The sequence below is a fragment of the Maribacter litoralis genome (genome assembly GCF_902506355.1).
In the GTDB taxonomy this organism is placed as follows: Bacteria; Bacteroidota; Bacteroidia; order Flavobacteriales; family Flavobacteriaceae; genus Maribacter; species Maribacter litoralis.
Genome location: NZ_LR733271.1, coordinates 2,498,702 through 2,518,526 on the forward strand (window position 1 = coordinate 2,498,702; position 19,825 = coordinate 2,518,526).

Genomic DNA, 19,825 nt, shown 5'->3' on the forward strand with positions numbered 1-19,825 from the left:
ACGTTAATTTTCTACAGAAACTCGTACTCCTTCACTATGACTAGTAAATTCTGGGGCGTACATGCTTTCAATTGTTGTAATACCGTTACTGAAATTACCTGAATTGTTTACCCGTACATCATATTCAAAGACATAGACGCCTTTTGGTAAATAGTCAAAAAAGAAATTGGTGCTGGCATCTTTCGTGCTTTCGTAATACCCCAATCCGTCTTGCCATTTATATCTAGAAATTACGTTAACGGGCTCAAAACCTGCCGCTCTCATATCCTTCATATGTATAAACTCCATATCTCTGTCCGATCGTAGCTCTATTCTTATTTTAACCAAATCTCCTACTTTTAAAGCAGTATTATCCGTTACTTCGGAAATCACTTCGCCAGTATCGGTATTCTTCTTCAAAAAGATTTTTTTCTTTAATTGTAGTGGAGTCTCGGCACTGGTTATTTTGTCCAAATCCTCAAAATATTGCCAGTACAATGCGCCCCAAGCTATACCGTTTCCTTTTTTACTTATTTGTACTTCGCCCATTTTAGGGGTTACTTCGGCAGTATTCCAAGAAGTTTTAAAATATCCTGTACCTGCTTCAACTTTAACATCCTCTAATGTAGAAGACTCCAATTGTTCCCCTCCAATCAAGACATCGACTGCATCGGTTACCGATAACCAATCGCTTCCTTGCAATAGCAATGCATACACCGCTTCGGTAGTTGCTTTGGTGGTGCTCCATTGGTTGGTCTGCTTATTTTTTAATAACCAGATTTTAAGATTATCTATAGTCTCAATATCGGTAGGACGAATTTCGGAGAATGCTTCGATCAATAAAGCTTGTGTTTCTATAGGTGCTTGATACCAAAACCAAGAACTGGTATTACTTTTCCAGTACATGCCCAATTCATCATTGGTAATGCTATTTTCTTCTAAAGCCTGAATTATTTTTGAAGCTGTTTTTGTATCATCCATTCTTTGTAATGTTAACGCTAACATTCCTTGGGCGTACAAACCTCTATTTGTCCAGTATTTTTTGGCTTGTTCAATATAATAAGCAATGATTTTGTCCACATTTTTAGACGTTTCAATGTCTTTAAAGAAGCTTCTCATGTATAAGTAATGAACCTGATTTGCACTTAAATGATCATCATTTATATTAGAGGTATGTTTCTTCATTACTTCATATTCCTTTACGAATTCGTTATCGAGATAGTCAATTGCTTTTTTAATCATTTCTGATTTAGAATTGAATGAAATTGATAAATCATCTGTATTGGTGTCTTCAGAGGTAGTTAATTTGTTCAAATGCCCCATGCCCGTAACGATATGTTGGGTAATATATCTGTTATCTGGTCCACCGTTGAACCATGCCCAAGCTCCGTTTGAATTCTGATTCTGAATAAGCTTGTTCAAAGCCGATTGCTGCTCGTTTTTCATTTTGTTCATATTGAACAACAAGCCTATTCTTTTCTTTTGCTCGCTTTCAGATTGTGCATCTCGTAACCAAGGTGTTTCTTGATTTAATAAAGACTTTAATTCTTCATTCTTTTCAAGATTGCTCAATAAAGCATCAGAACTTGCCCATTGATCGAACACTTCTTGTATTCTTGGGTTACTATTGGCTATATAACTTGCTAGTGAATTAGCATAGTATCTTGAGAACGTTTGCTCGTTGCAATCATAAGGGTACTCCATTAAGTAAGGCAAGGCTTGTACTGCATACCACGCAGGATTGGAAGTCATCTCCAAAGTCAGTTTGTGATGTTTTAATGACGCCGAATTCGTGTTCTTCAATTTATCAAGAGTGAACGTTTTGGTTTGATTACTACGAACCCACATGGGTAAGGTTTCGGTTACTAATGTTCTGTTAGACAAAACGGGCAACATATTTTGTTCACCATCGGAGAAATCACCAGCTTTTGCAATGACTTTGTATTGAGCAGTTTGCAATCCTTCAGGTATTTTAAGACGCCAAGAAACTTGGGTGTTTCCCATAGTGTCTACTTCAAAGGATTTTGCTTTAAGAATATCTGACGATTCCATCAATTCTTTAGTAATATCTGTACCTGTTAGTCCATCTGTCAGTTCTAACTTTGCCTGACCGGATAATAATTTTTGTGTTAAATTGGAAATTTTGGTGCTTATGGTAATGGTGTCCCCTTCACGTAAAAAGCGAGGAGCATTTGGTATGACCATTAACTCTTTCTTGGTTACTGTATTCAGGTTGGTAATGCTACTTTCCAGTTCTTTGGTATGCGCCAAAAGTTGTACGTTCCAACGGGTCAATGCTTCGGGAGAAGTGAAGCTGAACGAAACATTTCCTTCTTTATCAGTCTTTAATTGTGGAAAGAAAAAAGCGGTTTCTTGAAGATTCTTTCTAATTTTTACTGATTCAAAATCTGTTTGTACTGTTTCTTCTGTTTCTGCTTCGGAATCAGTAATTTCAATCCCCGCAACTTTTCCGGATAACTCACTTTCAATATCATTAGCTCCATAACCAACAGTAACCACTTCTTCTAACATGGCATTATCCGTCATCATAGCCGTTGGTGCGGCTGTTTTATACAATCTTCGTGATTCATTGAAATATCCAAAACTCCCAAAATTTAGTCCGAACATATCGAAGGCATCAAATTGTATGCTTGGGTAGTTATGGTTGGTATTTTGTGCAAATGTTTGAAAGTCAATAGTGGAAAAACTTCTATTGGCATTAGCTCTTCTTTGCGTATAATAATTTGGCTTGCTTAAAGGATTAAAATACCAAGCGTGGGGTTTAAACTGGTCTAAAGAAGCATCGTACATGCTTGCTAATAGTTCGGCACTTACTTTTTCGCCTTCAGGTCCTTTTATTTTAAATGACCAAGTTTCTTCTGCACCAGGGGCAATTTTGTCCCTAAATGTCATGGTTTCTATTTGAAGATCGCTGGAAGGGTAGGGCACGGCAACCATATAATTGCTCGCCTCAAAGTCATTGGCAAATGCATAGCTATAGGACACCAAGAATCCGCCTAAATCGTTTTCTGTAACAGGTACAGTAATGGTTTGGGAATTATCGTTGAGTGTAATTACTTTCTCTTTATAAACCTTATGGTCTTTTTCTACCACAACGGTAATATTCAGGTTATCGGCACTGGAAAGAAAGGTTACCTGTGCCTTGTCTCCAACTTGGTATTGCTGCTTATCCGTTTTTATATGGAACAATTGATTATCTATTAGGGTATTTTCATTACCGGTAAAAGTAATGATGGCAACATCTTTCACTATTTGTCCAAATTTATCTTTTGAGGTCAGTTCTAGCTTGTATTTTCCAGACTCCCAATTTTTGGTTTTCCCGAAACTCATTTCTTTTGATTCGCCTGTATTAAATTTAGATGACCAGACCATTTTTCCTTTTTCCCACTGGTTAGGGTCGTCTTCGTTTTTAAAAGCGTCATGTGGGTAAAGGGTTTTGAACTCTTTTTGGGTAAAACCGGCATAGTCTGGTGCTGCCCAAGGTCTTTGGCGTAAAACCTGATCTGGTGCCTGTAGCTTGTATAAACTTACTTCGCCATTGGCTGGCACAAATTGTCCATTTAAATTTGTACTCTCAATGTTGAAGCCGTTATTTTTTAGAGTTTTGTCTATTGTATTGGGGACTATTACATCTACGTTCAATGCATGATAACCTACGGCTACATTGGTAACGGTGCTTCGTGTTTCGCCATTGATATCGGTAATATCGGCGGTAACTTCGTAGTTAAATGTGGGTAGTTGTTCTTTTTCGATACTATTTTCAGGTATCGCCTTAAAAGTGATTTCGTAATTACCGGATGCATCTGTAACTGTTTCCCCTTGTACAATTTCTTGAGAAGAACCATTAAAATATGGTCTGGACCAATAATACCAGCGAGGTAAATTCACCACACGTTTTACACGGTAAACTACTTTGGCATCTGAAATAACGCTACCTGCATATGCTGTTGCTTTACCTTTTACACTGATACTGTCGTTTACTTTGTATGTCTCTGTAATCGGCTCAAAATTCGTTTCAAATTTTGGTCGTTTATACTCTTCTACAGATATATTGGTATATCCGTTAACATTTAATTTATTTGAATATGCGCGAATTGAAAACTGACCTGTTAGTCCGGAAGTTGGGAGCATGAATTCACCTGAAACAGAACCATATTCATTGGTCATTAATTGAAGTGTTTCAATTTCTTGACCATTTACATCACTCAATGTTACTTGAACATTGGTATTTTCTAAAATACTGGATTTCCCGTTATTTTGACTAATGGCTATTCCTTTAAAAAATACGGGTTGACCTGGTCTATAAATACTGCGGTCGGTAAATAGAAAACAAGAATAATTTATGTTGGCTCTATTCTGTTCATAGTTTCTTCTAATATAGTAATCGCCAAAAAATGCAGTGTTTTTATCTTTTTTGACAATGATGTTTACGTTGTTCCAATTGTTATTGTTTTTTTCAATTGAAATAAATCCTGTTTTATCAGATACAAAAAATTCACTTTTTAATCCGTCTTGATAGTTTTTACGGTAGCTTAATTGTATGGCGGCATTGGCAATAGGTTTTCCATTGTTTCTATCGATTACTTGGTAATATTGATGTGTATTGGTTTGGGTTTCTACAATGGCGAAATCAGTTGCTTGTACCGTAGTGTAGCTAAAAACCGGTTTTTTCTCATTTGTAGATTCAGCTGCCAATATGTATACTCCGTTTTCTAGAGCAGGAAGCTTGATCTCTGTACTATGTAATTGGTAATCATGCGCTGTTTTTAAGTCTGCAGACCATGATTTGGATACCGGTAGTTTTTTGATAAAGGATTCCCTTTTGGCGTTCGGATACAACTCATTTAGTGATTTAAGTTGCTTCTGTGTGATTTTGTACGCATTTAAACTCAGGTTTTCAATATTCTTGTAATTGACCAAAAGCCTGCTGGTAGTTTGTGTTGGTATATGTTCTTCCGCTTTTAGATGTATTGATACTTCTTGAATTTGAGATTTTAAAGCCATACATTTTTCAGCTCCTAAACTTTTGGGAAAACGTGCAATGACACTATCGCAAAGATCAACGGCTTCTTTAAGTTTCCATTGATGGTCCGTTTGGGTTAAAGGCTCATAAGTTTGCCCTAATTTTTGGTAGTATTTAGCAATTTCATAGGTGTATAACCCAGAAAGCGGACTATGCTTAATGTTTTCTGCGGAGTTTTCAAGTACCTCTAAGAACAGGCTGTCCTTATTACCAAATGTTGCATTACTATGAATGAAATTTAGCCTTTCAATATCAACGAATACTAAAGGATTCATATCTGGATTGCCAAAGTGAAATGCCACTAATGCTTGGTAAATATTTAATGCTTTTGCTTGTAGCGATAGTGTTTTCGTTTTATCAATTCTTAAAAAACTAGCCGTATATGCTTCACATAAAATCGCTTCGTCTTCAATTTCAAAAGCATTGGCAGCTTTGTTAATACTATTTTCGCTAGTGGTATAAAACTTTAAAGCGGTATGTGCCAATAGATCATATAGGGTGGGTCTATATATTCTGCTTTCTTCTTCAGTATTTAGTATTTCATCAAAATCTGAAATTGGTAAACTTTGGGTTTTCTCCGCATCATCTAACGATGCAGAAAAATGTACATCTATTTCCTTAAATATTGTATTTAGGTCCCAGGTTCTAAAATCTACGGAATCTACCTTGTTTTCTGTAGTTGTTCTATTGTAAAACCTATACCTGTTGTTTTGAAAATGTTGCCAGTATAAATTAGCTAAATGACTGTGTAGAATTTGTTTAGTAGGCGAATCTGCAATTTCAATTTCAGATTTGAATTCATTGATGATATTTAATTTGGCATTTTCTTCAAGCGTCATGGCGTAGTTAGACTTGTGAAGTAACGCTTTAATGGTCTGTACACTGTTGCTCTCCTCTTTTGCCTGGGTAAATATATTTTCTACCAGTTTTAAGGCAGATTTGGTTCTTTTTTCCTGCTCATGTGCATCAACTTGCTTCCAAAGTTGATCATAAGAATCATTTTGCTGGGCATTACCAAATTGTGAAAACATGAATACGGTTAAAATTAAATATAGTTTTTTCATCATAGTAAAATTACAATACAAAACTGTGCCAAGGTAATTTTATATACAATGAAAAATGAGTGTAATCTACTTTTCGGTTAGTGAGAACAGGTAAGTTTATGGTATACTTGGTGGTTTTTTGAAGAATTGAGTCAATGTCATATTTCATTTACGCATTATTTTCTATTTTGCATGGCTATGCGATTAATTTTAGTGTTTTGAAACATAATATATAATGCCTAAACCAATAGAAAAATTAGAAAATTTATTAAGTAAACCACATAGAATAGTTGTTGTTGCCGTTTTGATGGCAGTTCTTCTCTTTTTAATTTCTTCCTTCTTTTTTAAGGTTGCCAATTTTGGATACGGTTTAGGTATGTCTATAATACTACCCATTATCATATCTTATCCCATATCATTGGTTGTAATTGGTTACACGCAAAAAATTAAGAAACAAAAGCAAGAACTTGTTAAGTTGGATACAATCAATAAAAAGCTCTTCACTTTGATTTCTCATGATATAAGAAGTCCTATTGCAACATTGCAGAGTTTGGTATATTCTATGGCTTTCAATGATTTTGATAGAAAAACCGAAAAGGAATATTTAGGGCAGTTATCTAAACATATTGCCAATCTCGATATGTTTTTGACAGATTTACTACAGTGGTCTCAAGATCAAATTCAGAATAAACCGGTTAATTTCACCCTTTTTAAATGCAATGATATACTAACTCAAGTAGGAGGTTTGTTTGAAGGCTTGTTGATGGAAAAACAAATTGATTTTACTATTGGCGATTTGGACAGTGCTATATATGCCGATAAACAGAATTACGCCTTTGTAATTCGTAATCTTCTGCACAATGCAATTAAATTTACTCCTAAAAATGGAAAAATCCATATTTGTTTAAAAGTTAAGGGAAACGAGGTACATACAATTGTAAAAGATACCGGTGTGGGACTCAACAAGGAAGAAATAGATACCATATTTGAGGGAGAAAAACTTTTTACCCAATTAGGAACGTCCGACGAGAAAGGCACGGGGTTTGGCTTAAATGCTTGCATTGATTACTTGAAGAAAAACAACGGCAGGTTAAGTATAGAAAGTACACCGGGCAAGGGTACTAAGTTTTCAGTGATTCTTCCTAATTCCTCCACGGCTTTTTAGGGCTGATTTTTATTATTTGGAACTAAAAAGTAGTTGGCAAAATGTTTAAGTTCAACGCAGTTTTACCATAAAGCTTTTTCTTAAGATTTTCAGATATAATGCATGAGTATAATTTATAACTAAAAAGCACAAACCAAAATAGTCTGTGCTTTTTGATTTATAACCTTTAAACAGGCAGAGATTAAAGGAAAGATTCCTTAATCTGTTGTACTAGTTTTGTGCCATCTGGATCTGCTTTTGTTTTTAGTTCACAAAACTTCTCTGCCCATTGAGAAGTACGTATACGTAAAGGCGGATTTTCATTTTTAGCAACGTCTAGAACTACTTGAGCAACTTCTAGACCGGTTTGGTAAACAGATTCTTTGCTTTCGCTTGCACGTTTTTGGTTGCCTGCCATATATCTTTCAAATATGGGTAAGTATTCTCCTGTTGTAAACTGACCTTCTACGGCTGTTTTTTCTATAGCTGAGGTCATGAATTCAGTAGATATCCCCCCGGGTTCTACACAGCTAATTTTAATTTTGAAGGCATCGCTTACATAGGCGGCAAGCCCTTCCATAAAGCCTTCTACTGCAAATTTGGCTCCGCAATACAATTCATTGAATGGTTGGCCAACTAGACCACCAACTGAAGTTATACTAATAATTTGTCCGCTCTTTTGCTTCCTCATATAAGGTAATACCGCTTGAGTACAAAAAACTACACCGTGGTAGTTTACTTCGGTTACCCACCTGATTTCTTCTTCGCTGGCTTGTTCGGTGGTTTTTGCAAAACCTGCACCGGCATTGTTGACCAATACATCTAATTTTCCATCTTTTGCGATAATAGTCTCCACAGCAGATTTGATGGAATCTATTTTTGTAACATCTAGCGATAAAATCTCTATATCAAGGCTTTCTTGAGCTATTCTCTCTTTCAGTTTATCCGCTTTGTTAAGATTACGCATGGTAGCGTATACCTTATAATTGTTGTTGGCGAATAAGATGGCACTTTCAAAGCCTACTCCCGTTGAGGTTCCGGTAATTAATACATTTTTTTTCATGATATCGAATTATTTTTGGAGTGAATGTTCATTCCAATTCTTAAATAATTTTTTTTATTCTTTGATAGCATCCCAAACCATTTTCATTTGATGCTTTGGAGAGGTGTTTTGCGACTGATTAAAATAATAACGTAAATAAGAAAGAATAGCTCCGCCAATGAACATTAGTAATTCTTCTACCTCAATGTCTTTTATAATGCGATCTTGCTTGCCTTTTTCTAAAAGTTCAACAACCTGTGCTATCGCAATTTTACCTACTTCTTTACTTTCGGCGGTAATTATAGGTGAAGCCTGTAATTGCTCCATAAATTGAAAATAGGAGGGGTTTTGTACAAAAAAAGCAATGACTGAAGTAAAATAGTTTTCGAATTGAGTTTTGATAGGATTTCCCGATTCAAAATTCAAAAAGACATCTTTTTCTTCGTTTTTAATTTTAGTGTAAATATCATTGATCAAAGCATCCTTGTTGGGAAAGTAGTTGTAAATAGTTCCCATTCCCGTACCCGAAGCTTTTGCAATGGCTGACATTGGTGTATTGTGTACTCCTTTTTCAGTTAGCAATTGTAAAGCTGATGATATGATAGATTCCTTTTTATTCACAATGCAAATGTACATTGATTGGAATGGTTATTCCAAATTTTGTTTGCATTATTTTATAAAGCTTCATTTTTTTGAAAAAATCGAATTGACCACCAATTAAAAAGTTAAGTGCTTAGGTAAAAAAATGCCATGTATTACCATGGCATTTTTATTTTCAATCGATACTAGTTTATCAATTCTAGCAATATGAATTGATTTAACTGTGGTCCAAAGGCACTAAAGTTATTATCGGCCACCAAAACCAAAGAACGGTTTCCATTTTCCAATACCGGGCCTAAGGTGATCCCTTCGATATTGTCAACAATACCGTCGGTCAGTTCTCCTCGAATAGATTCAAAATCGAATAGAAGTTCTTTTGTAGCCTTTATATATGTTTCTCCTTCCAAAGAATCCATATTCCTTACATTGGTAGCATTGGATGCGTCAACCTTGTAAATCTTTACATTGTTTCCTCCATCTGTAAATCCGGTAGAGAAGGATCTTTCTAAGAATAAGAATTGGTCTGTGCTGTATTCCAGTATTTCAACAACACCATTTATGGTAAATGCTGTTTCCGATGCTTTTCTTACTACTGGATCTAATTCATATACAAACTCCTTTCCAAATGTTCCGTTTTGAGAGAGGTATGAAATTCTTATGGGAGATTCGGTATCTTCAATAGTTGGCTCAACACCATCTTGTTTTAAGGGCAATTCCATATTGACCCAATATCCGTTGCTACCGTAAGCCTTGCATAATCCTTCGAAAGTTCCGTTGTGCACAGGTCCAATATTCTCATTTGTGTTGAACTTATACTTGGGGGCAACTAAAGCTTCAGATAGAAAATTACCTGCTTGGTCAGAAAATCTTATGAATGGATCTATACCGTTGTTGATATTGCCTTCGCTGGTCCATACAATGGTTCCGTTAGCTGCTACACGTATTGCTTCGGGGTCAACAGTGTCTTCTGAAAAAGAATTGCCATTTTTATCTTTTAATTCAGTAACACCGTTGATAGATACATCTCTAAAGCCACTTTCGTTAAATTCAATATTAGCGGTATAAAAACGAATGGGTGCAGTGGGGTCATCACTTATTAAATACCACTTTCCGTTTTCATAGTCAATTCCAGATAAGCCTCCGATCAAAGTATTTTCAAAGAGCATTCCATCGGCAATTACGAATTCGTCAATAAAGGAAATTTCTTTTATTTGGTTGGGGTCGTTACCAATGTTACCGCCTGTATATTCTTCTAAAAATTCACATGAGCAAAAGATTGCACATAGTAATAGACCTATCATTTTAATTGCATTTTTTTTCATCTTAACTAGTGTTTTTGGTTGAACTAGCAAGATGAAGCGTTTAATTTTTTACGGTATTAATCTACTGTTATTTATAGATTAATTCAATATCAAACTTATAAATTTGTGGTGGCACTTACTTACCTATATATCGTTTTCCGTTGATGGCAATATGCGATTTTTTATAATTAGAAAGCAGAAGAATTCAATAAAAAAAGCACCCTGTCTTCCTAAGGTAGGGCGCTTTAAAAATAATCTTCTAATTACTTTTTAGTCTTGAAACTGAAGTTCTTTGTTTTCTGTGTTTAGATCAGCATGTTCTTTCTCTTCAATGATGTCTTTAATAAATTCATCGATTTGAGACTTGGTAACATTGGGCATACAGATTACGTGTGTAATATCATCTGTAGCCAATTGCCATTTCTCTTTGATGCGATTTGCGACCTTAGGTAAAACTACGGTGATAGCCCCAGGGTTAGTCCATGCTTTGATACCGATTTTTCGTAGTTCTGTTTTGCAGTATTCAGCGGTTTCCAAACTATGGCGGTATCGTTCCTCTAATCCTTTAACTCCCATTTTCTTAACGGCGTACCATAAAAATAAAGGACTATGGCCGTTTCTAGAACCGGTTATGGTGGTGTCTAAAGAACCAATATAAGATATGCCTCGTGCAATTCTATCCCTTAAGGAACGCTTTGCAATAATTACTCCTGAAGGAAATGGCGACCCAATAAATTTGTGGCCGCTAATGGAAATACTATCTGCCCCGTCTTGAAAATCGAAGGGAATACGCGGTTCAATAAATGGTCCATAAGAACCTGCCAAGGCAGCATCACAATGAATATAGTGATTTTGAATAGCCAGTTTTTTTAAAATTCTTTTTACTTCAGATACATCATCTTTTGCCTCTGTCATAGTAGTGCCAAAAGTGGTCAGTATAATGGCAGGTTTGTCTCTGTTTAATTGTAGGGTGTTCTCTAGGTCTTCATAATCTAGCTCTCCATTTTCTTGGGCTCTTATGGTTATACTTGGTAGGTTAAGCAAGTGTATGTTTTTCTTTACGCTATAATGGGTAGATTCAGAAAAATAGACCATGGCTTTTGGGTGAGATTCTCTAGCTAGGTACAGACCATATAAATTACTCTCGGATCCACCATTGGTAACGTAGCCCCAAAAATCGGTAGGGTCTGCCCTATAAAGTTTTGCAAAAAAGTCAACTACTTCGCGCTCCATTTCATGGGTTTGTACCTTATATGTATTGTCTTCATAAGGGTCGCCAACATTATTTATAGGATGCTTTAAAAACTCGTATAGTCTTGAATAATCAAAATCCTTCGCAACCGGATAACCAATAACTCTGTCTTTTTCCTGAATTAGTTTGGTTAGCAGCTCATCTATCTTTTGTTCGTTATTCATCATATTGTAATTTAAAAGGTATTTTTGAACTGTAAAATTACGATTAATGATAATTTTTTACTTTATTTTTAATAATTACAGTATATAAATCTATTTTAATAGAAATATTGGTTCGACAATACTGTTTTAGTCTTAATTATCTAATAAATTAGAATAATAATCTACTATGGATGCAACTGATGGAAAAATTTTAATGCAACTGCAACGTAATGCCAAACAGAATACAAAGGAAATTGCAGCTAAAGTGGGGCTGAGCGTTACCCCAACTTATGAAAGGATCAGAAAATTAGAGCAGCAAGAAATTATAAGATCATATGTTGCCCTAGTCGATAGAACCAAAATAGGAAAAGAGCTTATTGCCTATTGTCAAGTAACGCTTTCGAAGCAACAAAAAAAGCTTGCCGACAATTTTAAAAAGGAGATAATGTTATTGCCAGATATTATGGAATGCCATCAGGTATCCGGTAATTTTGATTATTTATTAAAGATAGCGGTAAATGACATAGCAGGATTTCATGAGTTTATCAATGAAAAGCTATCTATTATTGATGGAATTTCTATTATACACAGCTCTTTTGTACTCGATTCTGTTAAAGATAGTACTGCATTTAACGTTTGATAAATGCGTTGAACTATTGAAAACGGCACACATAACAGATTTTTAAAGTCATTTAAATGATGTTTTGGGTTATCATGGTAATAGTCAATACCTACCTTTGTTCTTGAGTAAATTAACTCCGAAATTCTTTAGTTTTCGGATTTTTTTTGATGTTGTTTAAAACCCCGTTTCCTTTTTAAATCGTGCTATGTTTTAAGGGGAAATATATTCTAAAATTCAAACCTTACAGAGTGCTAACAAAACAAGTATACATGCGTTTATTATTATTGCTATCCTTAATTTTATGTTGTTATACCCATTCCTATTCACAATTATCTGGGAATGAAAACTCTAAGGCGAAAAAAGAGGTTTCGCATTCATTTTATATTACTTCAAATGTTGGTAATGTTCCTTTTGAAGATGCAAAAAAGATTATAGAACAAATGAATAGTGCTTCAGTAAATGATGCTGAGGCTACATTGTTATTGATCGGTAATGTGTTGAACAAAGAAGGGTTTTCTTCTAAAGATAAAAAGCAAGATAAGGTAAAGGATTATCTAAGACCATTGATGGAGTTATGGGACAATTTTAACGGTAATGTAATTTTGACGCCTGGAAAAAATGAGTGGCTTAAAGATGCACCGCAGAGCATAGATGATTTAGAGTCTTTTTTGCAAGATAACAGTAAAGCTAAATTTTGGCCCAATGATGGATGCCCCTTAGAACGGGAAACTATAAATGATGAGGTGGTACTTGAAATGGTTGACTCTCAATGGTTTTTAGAAGATTGGGACGATCACCCATATATTAATGAAAAATGTGAACACAAAACCAGGAATCAATTTTTGGCGGAATTTAAGGATGATTTAAAGGACAGCCAGGGGAAAACCGTAGTCGTTGCGGTCTACCAACCTGTAATGAGTAATTCAAAAGTTTCCGTAATTGACAAAATGGGCGGTTTTGAGCCAGAGTCGTATCAGAATAAACAGAATAGACAACTGCGCGGTAGAATGGAGACTATAGCTAGCCAATTCGAAGATGTCATTTTTGTGTCTGGCAAAGACCGAAATCTACAGTATTTAGAAGATGATGGAATTCCACAGATTATTAGTGGGGCAATAGGTAAAACAGAGAAAGCTAGAGCTCCAAAAGAAGAGCATTTTGAGAGTGAAAAGCAAGGGTATGCAAAATTGACGGTCTTTAAAGACGGTAGCTCGCAAGTAGAATATTTTGAAGTGACGGGCAATGCTGCTGTGTCAATCTTTACTAAGACCATTAAAAGGGATCGACTATCCTTAGATGAGATATCCTATCCGAAGAAAACATATGGAGCTACTACTAAAGCGTCGATCTATACCGAAGAAGAAACAGATAAAACAGGTTTTTACAAATTCTTGTGGGGCGAACATTATAGAAGTCTTTACAGTAAAGAAATTACGGCTCCGGTTTTGGACATAGAGCAATTGCCAGGTAATGTAAAACCCATTTCAGAAGGTGGTGGTACGCAGTCTAGATCATTACGGTTGATCGATGATAATGAACATGAATATACGTTAAGGGCGTTACGTAAAAGTGCGGTTCGTTTTCTGCAGACAAATGCGATAGATAACCATTATGTTGAAGATTATCTTAAAAATACCATTGCCGAGCGGTATTTACTCGATTTTTATACAACTGCACACCCATATGCACAATTTTCTATGAACGAGCTTTCTGAGTCATTGGGCGTGCTCCATGTAAATCCTAAAATATATTATGTGCCCAAACAAAAGGGATTGGGTATTTATAATGAAGATTATGGTGATGCACTTTTTATGCTTGAGGAACATGTGGGCGATGAAAATAAAAGTTTCGAAACTTTTGGGAGCCCCAACGATATTTTAAGTACTACCGACCTTCGTATGGAACTTAGGGAGTCTAAAGATGCATATGTTGACGAAGCTAGTTTTATTCGTGCTCGATTATTTGATATGTTGGTGGGTAACTGGGATCGGCACCAAGATCAATGGCGCTGGGCAGAATTTAAAACGGCCGATGGTAAAAAAAGATATGAAGCTATACCGCGCGATTGGGATCAAGCTTTCCCAAAGTATGACGGACCAATAATCTCGTTATTAAAGTTTAGTTTTCCGCTACTTCGAAAGATGGAAAGCTATGATGCCGATATCAAAAATGTGAAATGGTTTAATTTTTCAGGATATCCGCTGGATAAAACCTTCGTTAAAAAAGCAAATTGGGAAGATTGGAAGGCACAGGTAGATTTTATCCAAGAAAACCTATCTGATGCTGATATTGACTCGGCATTTAAATCTTTACCCAAAGAAGCTCAGGATAGCAGTATAGAAAAGATAAAAAAGAACCTGAGATTACGTCGTGACGGACTGGTATCTATTGCCAAATCATATTATGATTATTTGAACAATTTTGAGGTGGTTCTCGGTACTGAAGATGATGATGAGTTCTTGATCACCCGAAAGCCTAACGGCATTACCGAAATATCGATATCAAAAGATACGGTGGTTTTTGAAAATTCATATGACACCAAGCAAACCGATGAAGTTTGGATTTATGGGCTTGATGGTAATGATACGTTTACGGTGATGGGTAATGGTGATAAGCCTATAGATCTCAAAATAATGGGGGGTAAGAAAAATGACACCTATGATTTTAAGAATACTAAAAAGGTGAAACTCTATGATTATAAGAGTAAGAACAACACTATCGTAAATCCGAAATCTAGAAAGTGGCTTACCGACTCTTATGATGTCAATAATTATGATTATCAAAAAAGAAAATACCATGAAAACATTGTATTTCCGAGTATAGGGTATGATGCCGATACAGGGTTTAGATTCGGGTTAAAAAATCGTTTTACCACATATGGTTTGGTCAATAATCCTTTTGAGGCGCAGCATACCATAGGTGCCGAATACTTTTTTGCAACCAATGGTTTTGCAATCGATTATAATGCAGAATTTGGTCAAGTATTCTATAATTGGAACTTAGGTTTTGATCTAGGCTATGCCAGTCCTAATTTTACAATGAATTATTTTGGTACGGGTAGCGATTCTGATTATGATAGTGACCTTGATCGCGATTATAACAGGGTTCGCATACGCCAATGGAAATTTTCTCCTTATTTGGTACATAAGTATGCAGGTAATAGCGTCTATTTAAGAGCGGCGATTGAATCTTTTGATGTGTCAAATGACGATGATCGTTTTGTGGGGCAGGCATTTGCACCAGATAATGATGTTTACGAAGATCAACTGTACGCTACCGCTGAGTTAGGTTACAATTATAAAAATGAGAATGATCCTGCTTTTCCCAATAGGGCAATGGAAGCAGACTTGGTTGCTGGTTATAAATCGAATATTAATCGTTATGATAATCGTTTTGGTTACGTAAAACCCACTTTAAAATTTATATACCCACTTCACCCTAGTGGTGTTGCTGTAATCGCTACCAAAATTGCTGGCGAAACACTAATAGGTAATGATTATGAGTTTTATCATGGTGCAGTTTTGGGTGGTAACCAAAGTTTGCGAGCTTATAGAAATGAACGGTTTAATGGTAAGTCTGCCTTTTATCAAAGTACAGATTTAAGAGTGGGTATTACAAGATTCAAAACCAACTTTATTCCGCTGCAATTAGGTGTAAGTGCAGGTTTTGATTATGGTCGTGTGTGGACAGATAACGATAATTCTTCTCAATGGCATAATGATTATGGCGGTTCGATTTGGGTGTCGGGCTTCAGCGCACTTACGGGTAACTTAGGTTTTTACCATGGGGAAGATGGTAACCGTGTCATTTTCAGTGTAGGATTCAATTTTTAAACACAGCATGTTTTTTAATTTTACATAGTAAAAGCATTAGTTTACAAGAACTTAATGCGTTCGTAATAATTATTTCCGCCACAGTTAACCCCAACTTTACATTCATTCTTTTGTTTTGATACTTAAAACCAAACTGTATTAAAATGAAAAATGTATTACGACCTTTTTGTGTGTCAATTCTTGCGATTTCTATTCTGTTTACCTCTTGTGCCGATGATGGTATCGATGGTGTAGACGGAGTCGATGGTGTAGACGGTGCTGATGGGGCCGACGGGGCAGATGGAGCTGACGGTGCCGATGGCATGGATGCTGAATTCCCAATAACTATTGATCAGCTTAGCTTTTCTAAAATTGGATCTTTCACTAACGGTAATGATGAAGCCTTTGCTGAAATATCTGCCTTTGATGCGGTTACGAGCAAGTTGTTCATTGTTAACCCAGAAGAAGATGAAATTTCAGTTTTAGATCTAACGGATGCGACCAACCCCGTAAAAGGAACTTCCATTGCTTTAGCGGGAAGTCCGAATTCTGTAGCGGTACATAACGGTATTTTAGCTGTTGCCGTAGAAAATACCGATAAACAGGCAAATGGTACAATTGAGACTTTTGATACCGATACGCAAGTTTTGATCAAGTCTTATGTTGCGGGCGCTTTGCCAGATATGGTTGCCTTTTCTCCAGATGGCGAATATATTGTTTCTGCAAACGAAGGTGAGCCAAACGACGACTATACTGTTGATCCAGAAGGTTCCATAACGGTTATTGAAGTAGCTACGGAAACTGCAACGCAAATTTCCTTTACCGGTCAAATGGATCCTGGAAACGGATTCAGGGTATTTGGTAATGATGGTGCTTCTACTTTTGTACAAGATGTGGAACCGGAGTATGTTACCATATCAGATGATTCTAGCACGGCGTATATTGGGTTGCAAGAAAATAATGGTATGGCGATAGTTGACTTGACTACTAAAACGATTACGGGTCTAGTTGGTCTTGGAACTAAAAACCATAACGTATCAGGTAACGAAATCGATGCGTCTAATGAAGACGGAATTGCCGGAAATCTAAAAAACTGGAATGTATTAGGGTTCTATATGCCCGATGCAATAGACTATTTCACAGCAAATGGAAGTGGGTATATCGTTTCTGCCAATGAAGGCGATTCAAGGGATTATGATGGGTATTCTGAAGAAGTACGGGTTAAGGATTTGGATTTAGACCCTACTTTTTATCCTGATTTTGAGGAATTGCAAGAAGATGAAAATCTAGGTCGATTAAAAACGACAACGGCAAACGGAGACGAAGATAACGACGGATTCTATGAGCAAATCTATTCATACGGTGCTCGTTCTTTTTCTATTTGGGATACTAACGGACAATTGGTGTATGATTCCGGTTCTGAAATATCAAGAAGAACATTGGCACTGGCTCCATCTATTTTCAATCAAGATGAAGGTGAAGTAGATGGTAGATCAGATGATAAAGGTGCTGAGCCAGAAGCTGTGAAAACATTAAAAGTAGGTGATGAAACTTTGTTGTTCGTAGGATTGGAAAGAACAAGCGGAATTTTAGCATATAATGTTACCAACCCGTATAACCCTGTTTTTGTTACTTGGATCTACGATGCTACCGATATTTCTCCAGAAGGTATTATCGTGGTCGATAAAGAGGATAGCCCTACAGGAAATTATTTAATGATTGCCACACACGAAGTATCTAGTACCATTGCTATTTATGAAATGAAATAAATTTGAATATCATTATTTCAGAGAATATTTGAAACGAAAACGCCAAATAATTTAATTTGGCGTTTTTTTATTTTAGGGTAAATTACTTTGAGTTTATGTCGTCTTTAGTGCCTAGTTTACCATCCGGTCCTAACGATGTTATTAAAAAGTTATTCCCATTTTCTATAATGATATAGGAATACGGTCTATTCCAACCATCTGTTTTCCATTTTTGTCTCAACGGATTATTGCGAATTAGATCATTTAATTCTTTAGGGTAATAACCAAGCGTCTCCTTATAATTCTCTACTCTTTCCCTTATTTCAAGAATTTCATTTTGTGTGTTCTTTGGAATAATTGTGGTGCTATGATAGGTGAAAAATAAAACTGAACTAATGCTAGTTACGAATATTAAAATACAGAATATTATTAGGCTTGGTTGAAATAGATAATTCTGAAAAGGGCGTTTTTTGCCATCATGTTCTTCTTTTTTACGTATTCTCTTTTTGTGTAAATAATCTTCTCGTAGTAAACCGAAATCTACTAAAATTGAAAGTATGGTTTCTATCATTAATTGTACTTTTCAGTTGAAGTTATTGATGTAAACAACATACAGTAGTTAGGTGACTATTGGTATTATTTAATTTCTTTTAGAGAAGTTCTGTATTTGGCTATACGGTCAACATTTTCTTTAGCTCTGTAATGGTGCTATCTTTTTCTAGATTAAACCCTAAATGCGGTATTCCAAAAACTAGCAAAAATAATCCGATAGGAACTAGAATAAAGTACGCTTCAATTTTTTGGTATGACGCCAAATATATGGTGGCAAATATTGCGCATATAATGAAGGCGTAAAATAAGATTAAGAATATGCTGACAAATGAGTCTATTTTTAAGGTTGTCGCTACTTTGGTACCTGTTGGCTCTTCATAAAATATACCGGTTACCTGAGGTAAAAATGAATTTCGTTGGTAGGTGAATTTTTTGCATTTGAAATGGCCTTGGAAGACCGTGCCTACAAAATACTTGTTTGATTTTTTTATTGATCCGATTTTATAACTCCTGTGTTTTTGAATGTTTTCCCTCAGGTGTTCTTCTAATTCTGCTACAGAAAAGGAGGTGGTCAATTCTAATTTTTCTGAAGGTATAAGTTTCATGGTAACGGTTATAATTTTGTTGTTCGTTTAAACAATAGTGAGCTCTACACCAAGTTCTATTAATCTTTCTTTTGTTTTCTCATCGATACCGGCATCGGTAATAATGTGGTCTACTTCATCTATTCCGCATATTCTGCCAAAACCTTTTTTGCTGAATTTAGATGAATCTGCCAGTACAATTATTTTATGTGCAGCTTTGATCATTTGTTTGTTCAAAGAGGCTTCCATAGAACTGGTGGTTGTAAGTCCGAATTCAAGGTCAATGCCATCTACACCTAAAAACAATTTGGTAAAGGTGAATTCTGTAAGCATTTTTTCTGCAATAGGTCCTACTACAGACGAGGAGCTAGATCTTACATTTCCGCCCAATTGCATCACATCGATTTCGTTATGTTCCGCTAGAATAATGGCAGTATTCAATGACGCTGTTAAAACGGTAAGTCCTTCAATAGGTTTTATATGTCTTGCAAATTCAATGACAGAAGTACCTGAAGCAATGATAATGCAATCATGAGGTTCTAATGTGGCTGCTGCAGCAATGGCTATTTTGTTTTTTTCCTGCGGATGTATCTTCTCCTTAATGTTTACAGAATTCTCTGCGATATACGGATTTGCGGGAATGGCTTTTCCGTGAGATCTAAAAAGTAATTTTCGCTCTTCAAGTAATTTAAGGTCCTTTCTTATGGTGACCAACGAAACATTGAATTCCTGACTTAGTTCATTGACTTTTACAAAGCCTTCTTCTTCTAGCTTTTTTAAAATAAGCTTATGTCGATCTACAATATTCAACTTTTTGAGGTTTCGTTTCTACAAATATAGGAGATAAACCATCAATATGGATGGTTTTTGACTTGTGTAATTATTATTCGTAATAAAACGAAACTATAAAATTGATAATAATCTAATTATTACAATACCTCTAAAAACTGAATATAACT

Annotated in this window: 12 protein-coding genes; 4 read left to right on the forward strand and 8 right to left on the reverse strand. The window is 35.7% G+C overall.

The annotated features are described in order from the left end of the window. Positions 1–3: 3 nt before the first annotated feature. Positions 4–6,087 (reverse strand): alpha-2-macroglobulin family protein, encoded by a 6,084-nt coding sequence (locus EXIGUO8A_RS10410; RefSeq protein WP_159303078.1) that lies wholly within the window; start codon positions 6,085–6,087, stop codon positions 4–6. A 214-nt stretch (positions 6,088–6,301) separates the two neighbouring features. Between EXIGUO8A_RS10410 and EXIGUO8A_RS10415 the strand changes: the two genes are divergently transcribed. Further along, entirely contained in the window at positions 6,302–7,231 is a 930-nt protein-coding gene (locus EXIGUO8A_RS10415) for a sensor histidine kinase (protein WP_159303079.1), read from the forward strand. Between the two features lie 181 nt (positions 7,232–7,412). On the opposite strand, the gene EXIGUO8A_RS10420 is transcribed toward EXIGUO8A_RS10415, so the two are convergent. The 4 genes from EXIGUO8A_RS10420 to EXIGUO8A_RS10435 form a co-directional block, all read right to left on the reverse strand. Beyond that, the gene (locus tag EXIGUO8A_RS10420; RefSeq protein ID WP_159303080.1) at positions 7,413–8,273 is read right to left on the reverse strand and encodes an SDR family oxidoreductase; all 861 of its coding nucleotides are present in this window, start codon (positions 8,271–8,273) and stop codon (positions 7,413–7,415) included. A gap of 54 nt (positions 8,274–8,327) precedes the next feature. After that, the gene (locus EXIGUO8A_RS10425) at positions 8,328–8,873 is read right to left on the reverse strand and encodes a TetR/AcrR family transcriptional regulator (RefSeq protein ID WP_159303081.1); all 546 of its coding nucleotides are present in this window, start codon (positions 8,871–8,873) and stop codon (positions 8,328–8,330) included. 164 nt (positions 8,874–9,037) lie between these two features. Further along, positions 9,038–10,174 carry an esterase-like activity of phytase family protein gene (locus EXIGUO8A_RS10430; protein WP_159303082.1) on the reverse strand — a complete coding sequence of 379 codons (1,137 nt, stop codon included), beginning with the start codon at positions 10,172–10,174 and terminating at the stop codon, positions 9,038–9,040. A 249-nt stretch (positions 10,175–10,423) separates the two neighbouring features. Beyond that, entirely contained in the window at positions 10,424–11,572 is a 1,149-nt protein-coding gene (locus EXIGUO8A_RS10435; protein ID WP_159303083.1) for a histidine decarboxylase, read from the reverse strand. Positions 11,573–11,735: 163 nt separating this feature from the next. Here EXIGUO8A_RS10435 and EXIGUO8A_RS10440 point away from each other — a divergent pair, with 163 nt between their 5' ends. The 3 genes from EXIGUO8A_RS10440 to EXIGUO8A_RS10450 all read left to right on the forward strand — a co-directional run bounded on the left by EXIGUO8A_RS10440 (position 11,736) and on the right by EXIGUO8A_RS10450 (position 17,751). Next, complete coding sequence (locus EXIGUO8A_RS10440) at positions 11,736–12,188, forward strand: Lrp/AsnC family transcriptional regulator (RefSeq protein ID WP_159303084.1); 453 nt, start codon at positions 11,736–11,738, stop codon at positions 12,186–12,188. 251 nt (positions 12,189–12,439) lie between these two features. Then, entirely contained in the window at positions 12,440–16,003 is a 3,564-nt protein-coding gene (locus EXIGUO8A_RS10445) for a BamA/TamA family outer membrane protein (RefSeq protein ID WP_159303085.1), read from the forward strand. A gap of 143 nt (positions 16,004–16,146) precedes the next feature. After that, positions 16,147–17,751 (forward strand): choice-of-anchor I family protein, encoded by a 1,605-nt coding sequence (locus tag EXIGUO8A_RS10450; protein ID WP_159303086.1) that lies wholly within the window; start codon positions 16,147–16,149, stop codon positions 17,749–17,751. 82 nt (positions 17,752–17,833) lie between these two features. On the opposite strand, the gene EXIGUO8A_RS10455 is transcribed toward EXIGUO8A_RS10450, so the two are convergent. The 3 genes from EXIGUO8A_RS10455 to EXIGUO8A_RS10465 form a co-directional block, all read right to left on the reverse strand. After that, positions 17,834–18,301 carry a type II secretion system protein GspG gene (locus tag EXIGUO8A_RS10455; RefSeq protein ID WP_159303087.1) on the reverse strand — a complete coding sequence of 156 codons (468 nt, stop codon included), beginning with the start codon at positions 18,299–18,301 and terminating at the stop codon, positions 17,834–17,836. A 100-nt stretch (positions 18,302–18,401) separates the two neighbouring features. Further along, on the reverse strand, positions 18,402–18,887 hold the full coding sequence (locus EXIGUO8A_RS10460) for a hypothetical protein (RefSeq protein ID WP_159303088.1): 486 nt from the start codon (positions 18,885–18,887) through the stop codon (positions 18,402–18,404). Between the two features lie 27 nt (positions 18,888–18,914). After that, the gene (locus EXIGUO8A_RS10465; protein ID WP_116770403.1) at positions 18,915–19,676 is read right to left on the reverse strand and encodes a DeoR/GlpR family DNA-binding transcription regulator; all 762 of its coding nucleotides are present in this window, start codon (positions 19,674–19,676) and stop codon (positions 18,915–18,917) included. Between the last annotated feature and the right edge of the window lie 149 nt (positions 19,677–19,825).

What these genes read in the sequence shown, in the direction of transcription:
- EXIGUO8A_RS10460 (WP_159303088.1), bottom strand. Translation starts at nt 18,887, where the DNA reads ATGAAACTTATACCTTCAGAAAAATTAGAATTGACCACCTCCTTTTCT.
- EXIGUO8A_RS10420 (WP_159303080.1), bottom strand. Translation starts at nt 8,273, where the DNA reads ATGAAAAAAAATGTATTAATTACCGGAACCTCAACGGGAGTAGGCTTT.
- EXIGUO8A_RS10430 (WP_159303082.1), bottom strand. Translation starts at nt 10,174, where the DNA reads ATGAAAAAAAATGCAATTAAAATGATAGGTCTATTACTATGTGCAATC.
- EXIGUO8A_RS10435 (WP_159303083.1), bottom strand. Translation starts at nt 11,572, where the DNA reads ATGATGAATAACGAACAAAAGATAGATGAGCTGCTAACCAAACTAATT.
- EXIGUO8A_RS10450 (WP_159303086.1), top strand. Translation starts at nt 16,147, where the DNA reads ATGAAAAATGTATTACGACCTTTTTGTGTGTCAATTCTTGCGATTTCT.
- EXIGUO8A_RS10410 (WP_159303078.1), bottom strand. Translation starts at nt 6,087, where the DNA reads ATGAAAAAACTATATTTAATTTTAACCGTATTCATGTTTTCACAATTT.
- EXIGUO8A_RS10455 (WP_159303087.1), bottom strand. Translation starts at nt 18,301, where the DNA reads ATGATAGAAACCATACTTTCAATTTTAGTAGATTTCGGTTTACTACGA.
- EXIGUO8A_RS10445 (WP_159303085.1), top strand. Translation starts at nt 12,440, where the DNA reads ATGCGTTTATTATTATTGCTATCCTTAATTTTATGTTGTTATACCCAT.
- EXIGUO8A_RS10440 (WP_159303084.1), top strand. Translation starts at nt 11,736, where the DNA reads ATGGATGCAACTGATGGAAAAATTTTAATGCAACTGCAACGTAATGCC.
- EXIGUO8A_RS10415 (WP_159303079.1), top strand. Translation starts at nt 6,302, where the DNA reads ATGCCTAAACCAATAGAAAAATTAGAAAATTTATTAAGTAAACCACAT.